The sequence below is a fragment of the Pontibacter qinzhouensis genome, assembly GCF_008017455.1.
Taxonomy (GTDB): domain Bacteria; phylum Bacteroidota; class Bacteroidia; order Cytophagales; family Hymenobacteraceae; genus Pontibacter; species Pontibacter qinzhouensis.
On record NZ_VRTY01000008.1, the window covers coordinates 75222 to 92354 of the forward strand.

13 protein-coding genes are annotated in these 17133 nt (G+C 46.6%); 4 read left to right on the plus strand and 9 right to left on the minus strand.

All coding sequences use genetic code 11. The annotated features are described in order from the left end of the window. Positions 1-104: 104 nt before the first annotated feature. Both purD and recQ read right to left on the minus strand, forming a co-directional pair. Positions 105-1400 (minus strand): phosphoribosylamine--glycine ligase, encoded by a 1296-nt coding sequence (purD, locus tag FVR03_RS03425; RefSeq protein ID WP_147920367.1) that lies wholly within the window; start codon positions 1398-1400, stop codon positions 105-107. Between the two features lie 213 nt (positions 1401-1613). Then, the gene (gene recQ / locus FVR03_RS03430; protein ID WP_147920368.1) at positions 1614-3794 is read right to left on the minus strand and encodes a DNA helicase RecQ; all 2181 of its coding nucleotides are present in this window, start codon (positions 3792-3794) and stop codon (positions 1614-1616) included. Positions 3795-3858: 64 nt separating this feature from the next. On the opposite strand from recQ, the gene FVR03_RS03435 reads away from it, so the two are divergent. Together FVR03_RS03435 and FVR03_RS03440 are read left to right on the plus strand one after the other, a co-directional pair. Continuing rightward, positions 3859-4830 (plus strand): KpsF/GutQ family sugar-phosphate isomerase, encoded by a 972-nt coding sequence (locus FVR03_RS03435; RefSeq protein WP_147920369.1) that lies wholly within the window; start codon positions 3859-3861, stop codon positions 4828-4830. 2 nt (positions 4831-4832) lie between these two features. Beyond that, positions 4833-5909, plus strand: a complete 1077-nt coding sequence (locus tag FVR03_RS03440) for a mannose-1-phosphate guanylyltransferase (protein WP_147920370.1) — start codon at positions 4833-4835, stop codon at positions 5907-5909. Positions 5910-6271: 362 nt separating this feature from the next. Here FVR03_RS03440 and rlmB read toward each other — a convergent pair whose 3' ends face one another. The 7 genes from rlmB to FVR03_RS03475 form a co-directional block, all read right to left on the minus strand. Continuing rightward, positions 6272-7117 carry a 23S rRNA (guanosine(2251)-2'-O)-methyltransferase RlmB gene (rlmB, locus tag FVR03_RS03445; RefSeq protein ID WP_147920371.1) on the minus strand — a complete coding sequence of 282 codons (846 nt, stop codon included), beginning with the start codon at positions 7115-7117 and terminating at the stop codon, positions 6272-6274. After that, entirely contained in the window at positions 7087-8343 is a 1257-nt protein-coding gene (locus tag FVR03_RS03450) for a GWxTD domain-containing protein (protein ID WP_255474042.1), read from the minus strand. The genes rlmB and FVR03_RS03450 overlap by 31 nt, the downstream gene beginning before the upstream one ends. A gap of 88 nt (positions 8344-8431) precedes the next feature. Next, on the minus strand, positions 8432-11386 hold the full coding sequence (locus FVR03_RS03455) for a glycosyltransferase family 117 protein (RefSeq protein WP_147920372.1): 2955 nt from the start codon (positions 11384-11386) through the stop codon (positions 8432-8434). Between the two features lie 125 nt (positions 11387-11511). Beyond that, positions 11512-12117: a T9SS type A sorting domain-containing protein gene (locus tag FVR03_RS03460; RefSeq protein ID WP_255474043.1), complete on the minus strand. Its 606-nt coding sequence runs from the start codon at positions 12115-12117 to the stop codon at positions 11512-11514. 783 nt (positions 12118-12900) lie between these two features. Beyond that, entirely contained in the window at positions 12901-14220 is a 1320-nt protein-coding gene (locus FVR03_RS03465; RefSeq protein WP_147920373.1) for an ABC1 kinase family protein, read from the minus strand. A 6-nt stretch (positions 14221-14226) separates the two neighbouring features. After that, positions 14227-14892, minus strand: coding sequence for a TetR/AcrR family transcriptional regulator (locus tag FVR03_RS03470; RefSeq protein ID WP_147920374.1), 666 nt, complete (start codon positions 14890-14892; stop codon positions 14227-14229). A gap of 121 nt (positions 14893-15013) precedes the next feature. Then, complete coding sequence (locus FVR03_RS03475; protein WP_147920375.1) at positions 15014-15763, minus strand: biotin--[acetyl-CoA-carboxylase] ligase; 750 nt, start codon at positions 15761-15763, stop codon at positions 15014-15016. 49 nt (positions 15764-15812) lie between these two features. Between FVR03_RS03475 and rsfS the strand changes: the two genes are divergently transcribed. Together rsfS and FVR03_RS03485 are read left to right on the plus strand one after the other, a co-directional pair. After that, positions 15813-16187 (plus strand): ribosome silencing factor, encoded by a 375-nt coding sequence (gene rsfS / locus FVR03_RS03480; protein ID WP_147920376.1) that lies wholly within the window; start codon positions 15813-15815, stop codon positions 16185-16187. A gap of 71 nt (positions 16188-16258) precedes the next feature. Beyond that, positions 16259-17133: ATP-dependent metallopeptidase FtsH/Yme1/Tma family protein (locus tag FVR03_RS03485; RefSeq protein ID WP_147920377.1), on the plus strand; the 875-nt coding region annotated here is incomplete at its 3' end.

Here is a 17133-nt window from a genome sequence, read left to right on the forward strand (position 1 = left end):
CGACAAAGGCCGGTACTAGCACCGGCCTTTGTCGTTTATGTTAGGTAACAGAAGCTTTTCATGGTTTAATCTTTCTGCTTTCTGGCACCTTTGTCTTTAATAAATTACTTGGCTACACCACTCGGTTTCAAATCGAAGCCGATGTCGTGGCGGTAGTAACGGTCTTGCCAGGTTATTTTCTCGGCGGCGGCATTGGCTTTTGCAAGTGCACCATCCATGGTGTCTGCCAGAGCGGTAACGGCTATTACACGGCCACCATTGTTAGTCAGCTTATCGCCTACCTTTTTAGTACCTGCATGAAATACCATTACATCTCCGTCTACCTCTTCTATACCGCTGATCTCCTTGCCTTTTTCGAAACCTTCGGGGTAACCACCTGATACCAGGAACACGGTAGCTGCTGTGCGAGGATCAACTTCCAGTTTAAAGCTGCCCAGCCGGTGCTCGTGCAGGGCACAGAACATATCAAACAAATCGGACTTAATGCGTGGCAGAATAGCCTCTGTTTCAGGGTCGCCTAACCGAACATTGTATTCTATTACATAAGGGTCTCCGTTTACATTTATCAGGCCAATAAACAGGAAACCTGTGTACGGAATGTTGTCTTTTTGTAAGCCTGAAAGTGTCGGATTGATGACGCGGTCCTTTACCTTCTGCATAAACACATCGTCTACAAACGATACCGGCGAAATAGCGCCCATACCTCCTGTGTTCAGACCTGTGTCGCCTTCTCCTATACGCTTATAATCTTTGGCTTCCGGTAGCAGTATATATTCTTTACCATCGGTCAGGATAAAAACCGAAACCTCAATACCTACCAGGAACTCTTCTATGACTACCTTGCTGCTGGCATTCCCGAAACGTTTGTTGCGCAGCAGGTCTTCCAGGGCATCCAGGGCTTCATCATATTCCTGGGCAATAATAACGCCTTTTCCTGCAGCCAGACCATCAGCCTTTATAACTACCGGGTACGAGTGGTTACGCAGGTATTCTACTGCCTCGCGGTAGGTGTCTTCGGTAAAGGCGCGGTAGCGGGCAGTAGGAATGTTGTTCTTCTCCAGGAACATTTTACAGAAGTCTTTGCTTCCTTCGAGCATAGCACCTGCTTTGCGTGGCCCTATAATCAGGATGTGCTTGAGATACTCGGTGCTCTGGAAATAATCGTGGATACCTTCTACCAGCGCGTTTTCGTGCCCTACCACAATCATCATGATGTTGAAATCGGTGGCGAATTTGGCAACTTCCTCAAAGTTATGCGTGTCTACACAGGCAGTTGTGCCAAACTTTTCGGTACCGGCATTTCCTGGTGCCACAAACACCTTCTCACAATACTGGCTTTGGCTCAGTTTCCAGGCAATGGCGTGCTCGCGTGCTCCAGACCCAATAATTAATACATTCATTCTGTAATTAATCTTTAAATGGTTGAATTGCTTAATTGCTGCATGGTTAAACTGTTAAATACTTAAGGTAGCTGGTGCTGCGCAAAACCCTGGAAGATGTAGATAACCCTTGACAAGATTTTGCACTTTTTCCTTTGGAAGGCCATTTTCATTCGAATAATTGAGCCTTGCGCCTAACCATCTAACAATGAAGCCATTTAACAATTAAACAATTTAATTAGCATATTCCGACAAGAACTTGATGCGCATCAGGCGCAGGTCCTCTTCGGTATAATCGTCGGTGCCGAGTTCTTTCAGGGCATCGTTAATGTTATCGGTTTTGGCTTGCAGGAAATACTCATACACCTCTTCCTGGCGCTCCTCATCAAGCAGGTTGTTAATGTAGTAGTTCAGGTTTAGTTTAGTGCCGGAGTAGCAGATGTGCTCAATCTCCTCAATCAGTTCCTGCATCGTCAGGTCTTTTGAGCTGGCAATCTCCTCCAGGTCTACTTTCTTATCGATCTGCTGAATAATATAAATCTTTATTTTCGACTTGTTAACCGTAGTTTTCACCACTACATCAGAAGCCGTTACGATATCGTTTTCTTCAACGTACTTGCCAATCAGGTCGAGGAAAGGCTTACCGAATTTCTGCACTTTGCCCATGCCCACGCCACCAATCTGTGCCAGTTCTTCGCGGTTAGTCGGGTAAGTGGTGGCCATCTCCTTCAGCGATGGGTCCTGGAACAGCACATATGGTGGCAGGTCTTTTTCCTTGGCCAGTTTTTTACGCAAATTCTTCAACAGGTCAAACAATACCTCGTCATGTCCTGCGGCTGCCTGGGTTTCTTCTTTTTCTTCGTCCTCTTTCACTTCCTGCTCGTAGTTATGGTCCTTTGTAAGCTGAATGGGATGTGGGTTTTGAATAAAGTCGTGTCCTTTCTGTGTCATTTTTACTACACCGAAATTTTCTATGTCTTTCTCTAAAAACTCTGACAGCAACACCTGGCGCAGTACAGAACTCCAGAACTGGGCATCCTGGTCTTTGCCTTTGCCAAATACCTCCAGCTTATCGTGGTCGTAGCTGGTGATGTACTGGTTTCTTAAGCCAGTCAGTACAGCGGTTATATGGTCTATTCCGAAGCGTTCTTCTGTCAGGTGCACCGCTTTCAGGGCCAGTTGCACCTCTTCCTGTGCCTCAAAACGTGGTTTCGGGTGCAGGCAGTTATCGCAGAAGCCACAGTCTTTCTCGTAAGCCTCGCCAAAATAGTGCAATAGCTGCTTACGGCGGCACACGGCAGAATCGGCATAAGCGGCCATTTCCTGCAGCAGCAGCTTGGAGTTATCGCGTTCGGTTACAGGTTTATCTTTGTTAAACTTTTCGAGTTTTAAAATATCATCGTAGCTGTAGAACATCAGGCAGTTGCCTTCCATTCCGTCGCGGCCGGCACGACCTGTTTCCTGGTAATAGCCTTCAATAGACTTTGGTGTGTCGTAGTGGATCACGAACCGTACGTCTGGTTTATCTATACCCATGCCAAACGCGATGGTGGCCACAATTACGTCGGCTTCTTCGTTCAGGAAAGCATCCTGGTTCGCCATCCGGATGTTAGAGTCAAGGCCGGCATGGTAAGGCAATGCTTTTACATCGTTAACACGAAGTAACTCAGCAATTTCCTCTACCTTTTTGCGGCTTAAACAATATACGATGCCGCTTTTCCCCTTGTTTTTCTTTACGTACTGTATGAGCTGCTTTTTGGTGTTGTGCTTTGGCCGCACCTCGTAGTAGAGGTTCGTGCGGTTAAACGACGATTTAAACACCGAGGCCTCATCCATCTGCAGGTTGCGCTGTATGTCGAGCTGCACTTTAGGCGTGGCAGTGGCCGTAAGGGCAATTACCGGCAGGTCGCCGATCTGGTCGATAATACCACGTATACGGCGATACTCCGGCCTGAAATCGTGGCCCCACTCCGAAATACAATGCGCCTCGTCTATAGCCACAAAAGTAATCTGGGCACTGCGCAGAAACTCAATAGTTTCTTCTTTGGTAAGCGACTCAGGTGCTACATACAGCAGCTTCACTTCCCCTGCCAGTGTTTCTTTCTTTACACGGTTAATCTCCGATTTTGAGAGTGTAGAGTTAAGGAAGTGGGCATTTACGCCAAAGGCATTCAGCTGGTCTACCTGATTTTTCATCAGGGCGATAAGGGGAGAAATAACGATGGCAGTTCCCGGAAGCGACAAAGCAGGAAGTTGATAGCACAACGACTTGCCTGCACCCGTCGGCATAATTACAAACGTATTCTTGCGGTTGATAATATTGTTTATTATCAGCTCCTGATTACCTCTGAATTGATTATACCCAAAAACTTCCTTTAATTTGTTTTTGAGGTTTACCTCTTGTTTAATTGACATGTACCCTGGCGAAAAATGAATATTTACAACGTATCCTTTAAGGAGACATTAACACAAATTTAAATTGAATCTCAATAATAACATCATTTTATCTGCAAAAAAAGTCTTGAAGGCAGAAGCCGATGCAATCGCTAAACTAGGCGATTTTATCGACGAAGGATTTGTAAAATGCGCCCAAGCCATTCTGCAGATAAAAGGCCGTGTGGTGGTAACTGGCATTGGCAAGAGCGCTCACATTGCCACCAAAATAGTGGCTACGCTCAACTCTACCGGCACTCCTGCCCTCTTTATGCACGCGGCCGATGCTATTCATGGCGACCTGGGCATGATTCAATCGGAGGACTTTGTAATCTGTATCTCCAAAAGCGGCAACACCCCCGAGATAAAAGTACTTGTTCCGCTGCTAAAACGAAAAGGCTCCCAACTGGCCGCCCTGGTCTCCGACACGGGTTCTTACCTGGCCCTGAACGCTAACTTTATTTTAAAAGCACACGTAGAGCGGGAGGCATGCCCGTTTAACCTGGCACCAACCACCAGCACCACGGCAGCACTCGCTCTTGGCGATGCCCTGGCAGTTTGCCTGCTGGAGGCCCGCGGCTTTAGCAGTGCAGATTTCGCCACGCTGCACCCGGGCGGCTCGCTCGGGAAAAGGCTCTATCTTAAAGTTGGCGATATTTATGTTCATAATCAAGCCCCTAAGGTAAACGAGCAGGCCTCGCTGAAAGAAATTATTATCGAGATTTCGTCTAAGAGACTAGGGGCTACAGCCGTTGTAACAGCAGGAACCGACAAACTGGTAGGAATAATAACAGACGGGGATCTGCGCCGTATGCTCAACAATTTTGACTCGATAGAGGGTATACAGGCGGCAGATATTATGACGCCCTCGCCCCGCACCATAGAGCCTGAACAGTATGCGGCAGAGGCCATGGCTATTATGCAGGATAAGAATATAACACAATTAGTAGTTACAATTGAAGAAAAATTTGTAGGTTTCGTCCACCTACACGATCTGTTAAAAGAAGGACTTGTATAGTTATGGATAAAAACACCTTTGTAGTCATTATGGCTGGTGGCATCGGGAGCCGGTTCTGGCCGTTCAGCAGAACAAACTACCCCAAACAATTTCACGATGTTTTAGGAACAGGCGAGAGCATGCTCCAAATGACGGCAAGGCGCTTTAAGGACATCTGCCCTCCCGAAAACATTTTTATAGTTACCAATAAAGACTATGAAGCGCTCGTGAAAGAGCAACTGCCACAGCTAACCGACAACCAGATTCTGCTGGAGCCGGTAGGTCGTAACACAGCGCCCTGCATTGCTTATGCCTCGCATAAAATCGCGCTGCTAAACCCGGATGCCAACCTGGTGGTTACCCCCTCCGACCACGTTATTCTGAAAGAAGACGTGTTTACCAGTGTCGTGCAAAAAGGGCTGAAAGCGGCCTCGCAAGACGATGTATTAATAACGCTTGGCATTGAGCCCAGCCGCCCCGACACCGGCTATGGCTACATACAGTACATAGACAACGAAGGCAGCGACATAAAAAAGGTAAAGACCTTTACCGAAAAGCCGAACCTGGAACTAGCCCAGATGTTCCTCGATAGCGGCGATTTTGTCTGGAATGCCGGCATCTTTATCTGGAGCGCCAAAAGTATTTTAAATGCCTTCAGGCAGCACCTTTCTGAAATAACGGAGGTTTTTGACGAAGGCAACATGGTCCTCAACACATCGGAGGAGCAGAACTTTATTGCCAGAGCCTACTCCCAGTGCCGCAACATCTCAATAGATTATGGCATTATGGAAAAGGTAGATAACGTGTACGTGCTGCTCGCCGACATTGGCTGGTCTGACCTGGGCACCTGGAACTCGCTGTACACCATCGGCGAAAAAGAAAAAGACGGCAATGTGATAGACGGTGATGCATTACTTTACGACACCAAAGACTGCATTATTAAAACGCCTAAAGAGCGGTTGGTAGTCGTGCAGGGGCTGGAGAATTACATTATTGCTGAATACGATAATGTGCTTATGATCTGCAGAAAAGACGAAGAACAGAAAGTAAAGGAATTTATGGCTGATGCCAAAGCCAAACGAGGCCCGGATTATATTTAAAGTTTCCGCTTTCACGAAAAAGCCTCTGCAGAAAATTTATCTGCAGAGGCTTTTTTATGGTTATCCGTTTTTGCCAGAAGCAATTATTATAATGAAAACGGCCTTCCGAAGCTTTTAAGATGCTAGATAATAGATGGTAGATTTTTCGTCTGAATCAGAAAACCAGAAGTTGTGAGTTTTATTTGAAGTTTTCTTCACTATTACATTATGTTCCATTTCCAAATTTCCAAATCTTCACATCTCCAAACCAACTATTAAACTATTCAGCAATCAACAACTAACAACCAGCAACTAAATTATTCTAATGAAAACGGCCTTCCGAAGCTTTTTAATGTATTTTGAGCCAAGGGTTTGCCGTGAAACTACCTTGGTTCAAAGGTGTTCAGGTTCGAGTAGCCGGTTTCGCGGAGGCGCTGGCTGAGAGCTTCGTATAACACAATGCCGGTGGCCACAGACACATTAAGCGAACCGATTTGGCCCAGCAATGGTATGCGCAGTTTAGCATCGGCCCGCTTCAGGTACTCCGGCGATATGCCATCTTCCTCGCTGCCCATAATAATGGCAGTTGGTACTGTAAAGTCTACCTGGCTGTCGGGCAGCATCAGATCTGTTTTTTCGGTACAGGCTATTATCTGTATACCGGAGTTCTTCAGGTAATCGATCGCATCTTTCAGGTTAGGCTCGCGGCATATTGGCACCAGGTGCAGGGCACCAGCCGATGTTTTAATAGCATCTGCGTTAGCCTGTGCACCGCCACGGCTAGGTATCACGATGGCATCCACGCCCATACATTCGGCATTCCGGGCAATAGAGCCGAAGTTACGCACATCGGTTACACGGTCCAGGATGAGCAGGAGCGGATTTTTACCTTTTTCGTATAAGGAAGTCACGATTTCGGCCAAAGGCAGGTACGTGATGGCTGAAATATAAGCAACCGCACCCTGGTGATTTTTGCGCGTAAGCTTGTTCAGCTTCTCAATAGGCACAGTGGCTACCGGAACATCTGCTTTTTTGGCCAGCTCCAGAATCTCTTCTGTCATGGGGTTTCTGGCACTTTTCTGAAGAAAAATTTTCTCCATTACTTTACCCGCAAGCATGGCCTCGATAATCGGCCGTAAGCCAAAAATCATCTCCATCTTGTCTTCCTTAGGTGCTCTTGAGCTACCGTATCGGGGGTTTACATATTCTCTGTTATTCCTGCTCTCCATTTTGAAACTGTGCTGTACCAGTTCTCCTCGTATTCGCGGCGCCGTATCAGCTCGTAGTGATTGTTGGTAAAGTTATTCTCTTTTTTGTTAAAAACGAACTTAATATAAGGTGTAGAGGCAGATTCGCGGTAAATCCAGGCTTCGGTGTTGCCTGCGCGGCTCACATTGTTTGGCCTGCCGTAAATAATATACACCATACCTCTATCGGTTGCCCAGCCTTCTTTGTGGCAGGTAAATTGCCTGTTGGCTTCTTCTACACGCGTATAAAACGTTCTGATAAGCTGGCGTGCATTCTCTTTGTCGCGGGCAACCTTCAGCCAGAAATCATCGATAGCTGCTTTAGGATCTTTCGCCTTCATAAGCACTTCCCGCTCCTCAGAAGTTGTCAGGTAGATAAGCGGTGGGAGCATTTCTTTGGCCATGGTTATCTGCGGGAAAGCCCCTTGCTGCACCAAAAGACTCATAGAGCCACCTCCACTGCTGCTAACCAGGTAGAGCCCGGGCTGCTCCATCCGGATGGTATCGCTTACGGCAAAGGCAGTTGCATCGGAGGATTGGAGCGAACTGACAGGAGGTGCCTGCCGGGTAGACATGGGTGGCAGAGCAGGCATAACCGTATTGTTATACGCCTGCACCTGCAAGGCGCTGTCGGGGCCATAATAGGTAGCCACTATAGCCTCTCCTGTTTTTATGTAAGACCTGAACAAAGGTGATCCGGCGCTTTCATCCAGTAACAGAAAATCTTTTCGCAGCATGTCTGGCTGCAACGGCATTGTGTAAAAAGAGGAAGTAGCACCCTGCGCACCAGACTTCTGCCAGAGCCGCATCTGAAGTACATTTGTAGATGTTACCAATTGCCGGGGTACTTTTAACCGAAGAACCAGACTCCCGTCGGCACTGGCCTGTCTCTGACCGGCAACCTGCAGTGAGTCGCGCAGCAGCACGGCATCGCGGTCTGTAGCCCCCGACCGAACAGCATATTCAAAACGAGAGGCTACCCGCTGCACATTCAGCACCTGGTTCTCATCGTTGAATTTAACCAGAAGGTACAGTGTGTCCTGAGCCGTGTAATGATCGTAGTGCATCGCCACATTGGGTGCCGTACTCCGGGTGGCAGATGCCCCTCGCATAGGAGCGCCACCGGCCATTTGCTCCATAGGCACGCTGGTTCCACAGGCCACCAGTAGCATACAAATCAGAAACGAAAGAAAGTTTACTGTTTTCATCAAAAACAAGTTAGGAATACGCCCCCTAAAATCAAAGAGCCAGCTATCGGATAGTCTGGCTCTTTTACTCTTTAAATGGCTACTTTGTTTAACGTCGCATACGCTGCAGGTATTGCACGAAGGTTTGCTGCAGTTGCATGGCTCTCTCCTGCATGCCCATTTCCTGAGCAGCTGCTATAGTTTGCTGCATCATGAGCATGTTAGTCTGAATTTCCATCTCAAACAACGATCCTTTCTCAAAATAGTAATCCAGGTTTTCCTGCGAACTTTTCACGATACCTTCCATCAGGGCCTGGGCTCTCTCCTCTTCGCCTAGTTCGGCCAGCAACGGAATAAAATTAGGAGTGTAGTAATCGTAAGGCACTGTTTCGAACGGAAGCACTGTAAAGCAATGGTCGATAATTTCTTTGGCGCGTACATTGTCGCCGGAGGCCAGATAAGCTGCAGCCAGTTTAGCGAACTTGTCGCGGGCATTGGCCGTGAACCTGTAGTAGTTATCGTCATAGTAAATATCTGCTCTGTCGAAGTTCCTGAAATTGTACTTCTTCATCATGTTCTCATACATCTGCTCTTTGTGGATGTTGCTGATTTCTTCTTCCTGCGAGAACCTGACAGGCACGATGCGCTGTGCCAGCCCTTCCAGCTGAAAGTACTCAGACAAGCCCATAAAGTCGGCGCTGTTAACAGTTGTGGAGAAGTAGATGGGCCGCTCCCAGTTTGAGTTTGCCAGCAGGTCCAGAATGATCAGGTGTTTCTTCTCCAGCAGCGACTGATTTACGCGCCACTGCATACGGTCGGTAATACTTGCCTGCTTTTCTGCCGGAACAAAACCGAGCTTTTGCACATGCTCCTTATCCACATTCAGAAAGAAGTTTTTTGTAGGGAACGTAAGAAGTGTAGTACCAGAACCGTACTGCGCCTGCAGCGCCGGGTGGTTTTGCTTCACCAGGCTTATGAACTGCTTCAGGTCGATACCGGCTGCTACCTGCGGTTTTTCGGCGTAAGGCAGGTAATCGTTTGTGCCTTGCTGGTAGTTTTCTTTTTCCAGAATAACAGGCCATGGGTCCGACTCGTAAGCCTGTCGGCGCATCTGGTCTATGTACCAATCGGTATTCAGGTAGCTGAGTACTGCTACGCGCACATCGGTCCTGAAGCCTTCTACCTCCTGAGCATACCAAAGCGGGAACGTGTCGTTGTCGCCGTTGGTGAACAGGATGGCATTTGGCGCGCAGGAATCGAGCAGGTTTTTGGCTGAGTCTACGGAGTGGTAGCGGTCTGAGCGGTCGTGGTCGTCCCAGCCTTCGGCAGCCAGAATAACAGGTGCGGCAAGGCAAACAGCTGTGGCCACACCGGCTCTGGCTGTATTGTTTTTCAAGACAGTTTTCAGCAGGTCTGCCAGCCCCAGCACACCCAAACCAATCCAGATAGAGAAAGCGTAGAACGAACCGGCAAAGGTATAATCACGCTCTCTTGGCTCAAGTGGCGGCTGGTTGAGGTAAAGCGCAATGGCTATGCCGGTAAAGAAGAACAGCAACCCCACTACAAAAGCATCCTGGTCCTTTTTCCTGATCTGATAAATAAGCCCCAGAATACCTACCAGCAGCGGCAGCATAAAGAAAGCGTTTCGGGCTTTGTTATTGGCAACTTTAGCAGGCAGATCGCCGGTGTTTTTATTTAACCATAATACGCCGGAGTTCTGCACATCGCCTTCGCGGCCAATAAAATTCCAGCCAAAGTAACGGAAGTACATATGCCCGAGCTGGTAACGGAACAAGAAGCTTAGGTTCTGCCCAAAAGTTGGCATCTGCCCCTCCTGAATGTTAACCCACTTCTTATACTCATCGAGGTCTTGTTTTTTGTCGCTGTAGATGCGCGGCAGCAGTGTTTTGTCTTTGCTGGCGTACACATAAGAGAGTTTTTTGCCAGTGGCTACATATTTGTTCTCACCTTTCACATAGCGGGGAGCACCCTCCTCCTGGTCTACGGGCTGCGCATTAAACTGCGGGCCATAGAGCAAGGGGCGGTCGCCGTACTGCTCACGCTTCAGGTAAGCCACAAAGCTCAGGATGTCCTGCGGATCGTTCTCATCAATGGTAGGGTTATAGCCCGACCTGATCGGGATGATCATGTAAGATGAGTAACCAATCAGGATAAAAGCAAAGCAAAGGATGCCGGTGTTGAGTATGCGGTTTCCTTTAACTATAGAATAACGGATGCCCCAGACAATGGCACCAACTAATAAAACAACAAAAACAATAATGCCGGAGCCAAACGGCAGGCCAAGGGAGTTCACAAAGAACACCTCCACGTTACCCGCCAACGTCGGTAAGCCCGGGATGATGCCCCATAAAATAGCCACCACAATAATGGCACTAATCAGGAAAGCGACTACTCCACCCCATAAAGTAGGCTTGTATAAACGGAAATAGTAGATAAAGGCAAGGGCCGGAATAGCCACCAGGTTAAGTAAGTGAGCACCTATGGAAAGGCCAATAAGGTAAGCGATCAGAATCAGCCATTTGTCAGAAAGCGCCTGCCCAACTTTGTTCTCCCAGCGGAGCATAGCCCAGAACACAATGGCGGTGAAGAACGAAGACATGGCATATACCTCTGCCTCTACTGCCGAGAACCAGGCCGAATCGGTAAAGGTGTAGGCCAGCGCGCCTACAGCACCGCTGCCCATTATCAGCAGCAGGTTACCTGTTCCTACAACTTCGCCTTCTTTTATCAGAATGCGGCGGGCCAGTATGGTAATAGACCAGAACAGGAATAAAACGGTTAAGGAGCTACACAGTGCCGAGAGCAGGTTTACCCACCAGGCCACCTGCGTTACATCGCTAGCAAACATAGAGAAGAGGCGGCCTACCAGCAGGTAGAAAGGGGCTCCAGGCGGATGAGGCACAAGTAGTTTGTACGAACAGGCTATAAACTCTCCTGCATCCCAATAACTTGCTGTTGGTTCCAGCGTCAAAACATAAACTGTAGTCGCAATTAAAAATACGACCCAGCCTACCAGGTTGTTTATCTTTCGATAATCCGTCATAACTAGATTTGAATTCAGCCCCGAAAATAAGAAATAATGCTAAGTGCCCACGCACTTTTCTGAATTAATATAAAAAAAGCCGACCTGTGGGGCCGGCTTTTTTTGTAACGTAATCAAAAGTAATTTTATTTTTGAAGGATCAGTCGTTTTGTCTCTACCATCTTATCGTTTACCAGGAGGCTGTAAAAATAAACACCTGCTGGCAGGCTCGACATATCCACATCTACATCAAGGGTTGAGAGCTCTTTCACAGCAACTACTTTCCCGATGGTGTTCGAAATCTTGATTTTGTAATGATAATTATCGTTTCCTACCTGCGACAAAGACAGGCGCGTAACGCCTCTGGATGGATTTGGATAAGCGTTAATGGTCGGCATCACCTTCTGATCGGGGCCAGACATGAAACTAGCCAGCGTTACATCAGCATAAAGGCTTTTGGTAGACTTTGCCTCGAAGGCATGAAAGGCAGAACTTACTGCAGAGGCATAAATTTTAGAACAGGTGTGACCTTCTTTGGTTACAAATGTCGGCCTGGCATTCTGGGCAGATACGCTCAAGGCACTACTCTGCCTTTCTGTCACCTGCTTCCAGTCGGCTGTAGAGCCTTTATAGGTTGGGGCCACGCCCTCTTTATGTCCATCTCTTAAAAAGCTGCCTGCGTTAACGGCAAAACCAGCCAGCTGCGATCCCATAACCGCAACAACGAGAAATAATTTTGTAAAAGTCTTCATCTTCATATATCAGAGCCTCATCTTTGAGCTTTTAGCCACATATTGATTCAATGAATCAAAGATAGCTAAAATTATAACAATTTAAATGCAGTTTTTCAAATATTTACCAGGAAAAAGCCAAATAATTGCTATTTTTTTTCCTGTTTCGGTAAAACTTCGATAACAACTCAACAACAAGAATAATGCCTGTTATTCTTGTTGTCTATATATCTCCAAAAATCAATATATTATTTTCTAAATTGCTGTATCGTAAGATCAAATTATACTTCGCCAACTAGCTGACTTTCTGCACATATTGATGTTTAACCATAGAATTTCGTCTCTCTGAAATATACTTCCCATAATTTTTGCACTGACATTGCGACTACAACTTTGGCAGACACAGCATAGGGAGAGAATTTCAATATAAACAAATGATAATAGAAAAGGTTGGAGAAATGTATGCCTTGCGTAAAAATTTGATTCTCAGTGTTTACCTGATTCCATTATCTACCTGAAATCAGGTTATTCTAATGAAAATGGCCTTCCAAACGATTATAGGCATATTTTTCCCAAGGGTAAAATAAAATTCCCTCCATCACTTAAGCAAGACTCTCTTTTAACCAACCATTTAACAAATAGCAACTAACTACCAGTAGTCAGATTATTCTAATAAAAAACCCCTTCCAAAGGCTTAAAAGCTATTAACAGGTCAAGGGTAAGCCTGACATAGCTTGCCGCACTAAATAAAAAAATCCGTTTAGCTCGCGCTAAACGGATTTTCTGGTTGCAAGAGGCAATCTCTTATTTGAGCCAGTCGGGTTTAGTGGTTTTAATGTTGGCCTGCATCTGGTTCAGTAGGCTGTAAAGCCCGAAATACGTCCGGTTTATAAATAATCCGTGCCGGGAGCCTCTTGCCTGCCTGGAGTTCTTAAACATCTTGTCCTTCGAAATTCTGTCGCCCAAGCTATAAATCTGGTTGAAATAGGCATCGTTGGCAAAATCGAATTGCTCGGCATGAAATGGCTGCCCCAGTAAGGAGATCATTTCTTTGAACACACCTTTAAAGTAGGTTTGCTCTGCTGCTGTATCTTGTCCACTTATAAATTCGAGGTCGAAGAAGATTTTGTTCAGAGCCTCCTCCTTCATCAGCGAATCCTGCTTGATCAGTGAGAAATACCCATGGTAAAAATCTCCTGGAATTACCTTTACGCAACCGAAATCGATAATTCCCAGCTTTATACCATCCTGAATAATAAAATTACCCGGATGCGGATCGGCGTGTACCTGCCTGAGGTGGTGCACCTGGTGGTGGTAAAAATCCCAGAGCGCCTGCCCTATTCTGTTTCTGGCCTCCTGCGTGGGGTTAGTTGCCAGCCACTCTTTCAGGTGCAGGCCTTCGAGCCAGTCCATGGTAATAATGCGTTCGCTGCTCAGCTCCGGATAATATTTCGGAAAGGCCAGATCCGGAATATGACTGCATGCCCCGGATATTTCTTCCGACCGCGCTATTTCCAGTTGGTAATCGGTTTCTTCCAGCAGTTTCTCCTCTACCTCGCTCATGTAGTGGTCGAGTTCCTTGCTGTTCATGTTGAGCAACCGGTAAGCAAAAGGCCGCACCATTTTAAGGTCGGAACTCACACTGGCAGCCACCCCCGGATATTGTATTTTTACGGCAAAGGTTTTTCCGTTTTTGGTGGCTTTATGTACCTGGCCAATAGAAGCCGCATTTACGGCAGATTTGGTAAAGGTATCGAACAAGGTCTCTGGCAACGCCCCAAAGTATTTCTGAAACGTTCTGACCACCAGCGGGTAAGACAGCGGCGGAGCACTATACTGCGCCATCACGAATTTATCCTGGTAAGCTCTCGGCAACACATTTTTATCCATCGACATCATCTGGGCTACCTTCAGGGCGCTCCCTTTCAGCTCACTCAGCGAGGCATAAATATCTTCGGCGTTGCTTATGTGCAAATCATCTTTACTCAACGATGGGTTTACCACCTTCTGGGCATAATGCTTTATGTAGTTGCCTCCTACTTTGGCGCCGGCACTTAAAAACTTAGAGGCCCGCTGCACTTTAGAAGTAGGAATATGCTCCTGCTCTTTCATCTGATCGGCCATAGGAGCTTATTTAGACTGATAGAGGAACTTTGCAAAATCGAAGAGAGAGTCTACGGCCGTTTTCCCGATCAGGTCGAACACCAGCGCAACCGATTTCTCGATAGCGGCATCTGTTTTTTCGAAACCCGGAGAGGTATCTTTTAACCAGAACTGCAGAATAAACAGCGTCTCTACCCATAAGGCATCTTCGTACTTATCAGAAAGTCCGCGCCTCTCTACAATCTGGTCGGTTTCTTTGCCTTCCAGAATAATCAGGTTAGCAAAATCTTTAAATCTGTTTCTGAAATTCCTAAGCTCATCGGGCATCGCCTTTTTGTAGCCCGTTTGCCCCAGGTACAGAGCCAGCAGGTAGCTCCTGTTTTTCTTTAACACCTCTACCCAGGTAAAATAAAACGAGAGTAGTTTTTCTTTGGCAGAGTACGCCCGGTACACATCTTGGGCCTCCATAAGGGCAACTGTCTGGTCAAAAATCTGTTCCCAAACGCCACCTTTCACCCCCTCGAACGAAGTAAAATAGTTATAAAATTCTTCTTCGCTTATCTGGATGCTTTGTGCAAATTTGTAAACAGATACCGGTTGTCTTCCGGTTTCGAGCACATGCTCTTTAAAGGCGCTTAAAATTTTGGCTCTTGTATTTTCGGCACTGGTTTTTACAACTTCTATATCTTCCATAACATAATTATTGTCTAGCATCTTAACAACAATACAAGCTCAGAAGTTTTGAAATGCGGCAGAATAAATAAATTTAAATGCTTGCAAACACACGTGCCCCTTGTGTGGCAGTAACCTTGTGTTATATCACAAAACCAATTTCTTTAAATCCGAAAAAACGCAGCTCCTGCGCCACTTCCACAGCCAGTTTACCTTCTTCATCAACACCTTGTATCTGGCCCGGCACCTGCTCCCCGTTCACCACAAACAGATGCGGCTCCTGGTACCGGTACAGCGCCCGCAGGTAATCGAACTTGATTTTGGCTAACCTGCCGGCTCGTAGCTCCAGGTAGCGTTTCTCCAGGTACTCCATCAGTTGGGCCACCACACTATCCAGGTCGAGTTCCCGTTCTAAGATAGCCGCAAGCGAGGTAGCTGTTGGCGATGAGAAATTAGTTTGATTTATATTTAAACCAATTCCGACAATGCTCTGTTGTATTTTTTGATTACTGATGGTGTTTTCTATTAAAATCCCGCCTAACTTCCTATCTTGAACATACAAGTCGTTGGGCCACTTTACCTGGCCCTGTATCAGGCCCTGCTCCCGTACAAGATCGAGCACGGCCAGCGATACCGCCATGTTCAGGTAGAACTGCTGCCTGACAAGCAGAAACGAAGGTGACAGAATAACCGAAAGCGTGATGTTTTTACCGGGTTCAGCCTCCCAATTATTTCCGCGTTGGCCGCGACCTTTGGTCTGTTGCGCCGTAAGCACGACACAACCCTCTGTGGCTTCATTTTTGTTGAGAAGCTTTTGGGCCTCTGTGTTAGTAGAATCGCAGGTTGGCAGGAAATATTGCTGCTGCCCCATAAACAGTGTATTAGGCACCATATAGTAAGCAAAATTTTATACTTTTGTATTTCAAATTTAAGTAGCTCAAATGAAACAAACCAAGGTTGAGGTTAATTCAGACATATTGGCAGACATTGTCGTAAAAGGCATGCAGGAGAAGAAAGCAGCTGATATTGTCGTTATTAATCTTAAATCCCTCAAAAATGCTGTATCAGATTACTTTGTCATAGCATCCGCCAGTTCCGATACCCAGTTAGATGCCATTGCCAGTTCAATAGAGGAAGTGGTGTTTAAGGCCACCCGCCAGAACCCGTGGCAGACAGAAGGCCGCATGAACAAAGAGTGGATATTGCTGGACTATGTGGACGTAGTCGCTCACATTTTCCTAAAAGACAAACGGGAATTCTATGCACTGGAAGAACTATGGGGCGATGCCCGCATAGAACACATTCAGCCTGTTTAGTCTTAAAATGCAGCCAGATAAAAACATTTTTTGTCTGGCTGATGTTCTTCATTAACTGTAATTAAACTTTCATGGCAGAGAATAACAATAAAGGCAATAACAACAAAAAGAAGAAGCCAATCATACCAAACACCCCGCCACGGCCAACCATGCAGTTGTGGATGCTGGCCGTACTGATTCTGCTGATTTTCGGACTAACCTACCTCAACAAGAGCAGTGCCTCCAAAGAAACGACTCAAAGAGCTTTCGAAGAGATGCTGCTTAGCAACGATATCCGCAAGGTAGACATCGTAAACAACAACCTGGTTGAGATTTACCTGAAAGAAGAGGCCCTGAACAACGACAAATACAAGTCGGAGCTCGATGCCCGTGGTAACTTCAGCATGGGGCAGCAAGGGCCGCATTATCACTTCAATATTATTTCTCCGGAAATATTTAAAGAAGACCTCGACAAGCTGCAGGCTAACATACCCAAAGAGCAACAGATACCCTACAACGTAATTTCCAGAACCGGCTTCATGGACTTTTTCGCCACCTGGGGATTCTTTATACTACTGCTATTTGGTTTCTGGTTCCTGATGCGCCGCGTAACAGCCGGTGGTGCAGGAGGCCAGATCTTTAACATTGGTAAATCAAAGGCAGCTCTTTTTGATGCTGAAAACAAGGTGAAGATCACGTTTAAGGATGTGGCTGGCCTGGAAGAAGCAAAAGAAGAGATTCAGGAGATTGTAGAATTCCTGAAAAACCCGGCTAAGTTCACCATACTTGGTGGTAAAATACCAAAAGGTGCTTTGCTGGTAGGCCCTCCGGGAACAGGTAAAACTTTACTGGCAAAAGCCGTAGCCGGTGAGGCCGACGTACCGTTCTTCTCGCTTTCCGGTTCCGACTTTGTGGAAATGTTTGTGGGTGTGGGTGCCGCACGTGTACGCGACCTGTTTAAGCAGGC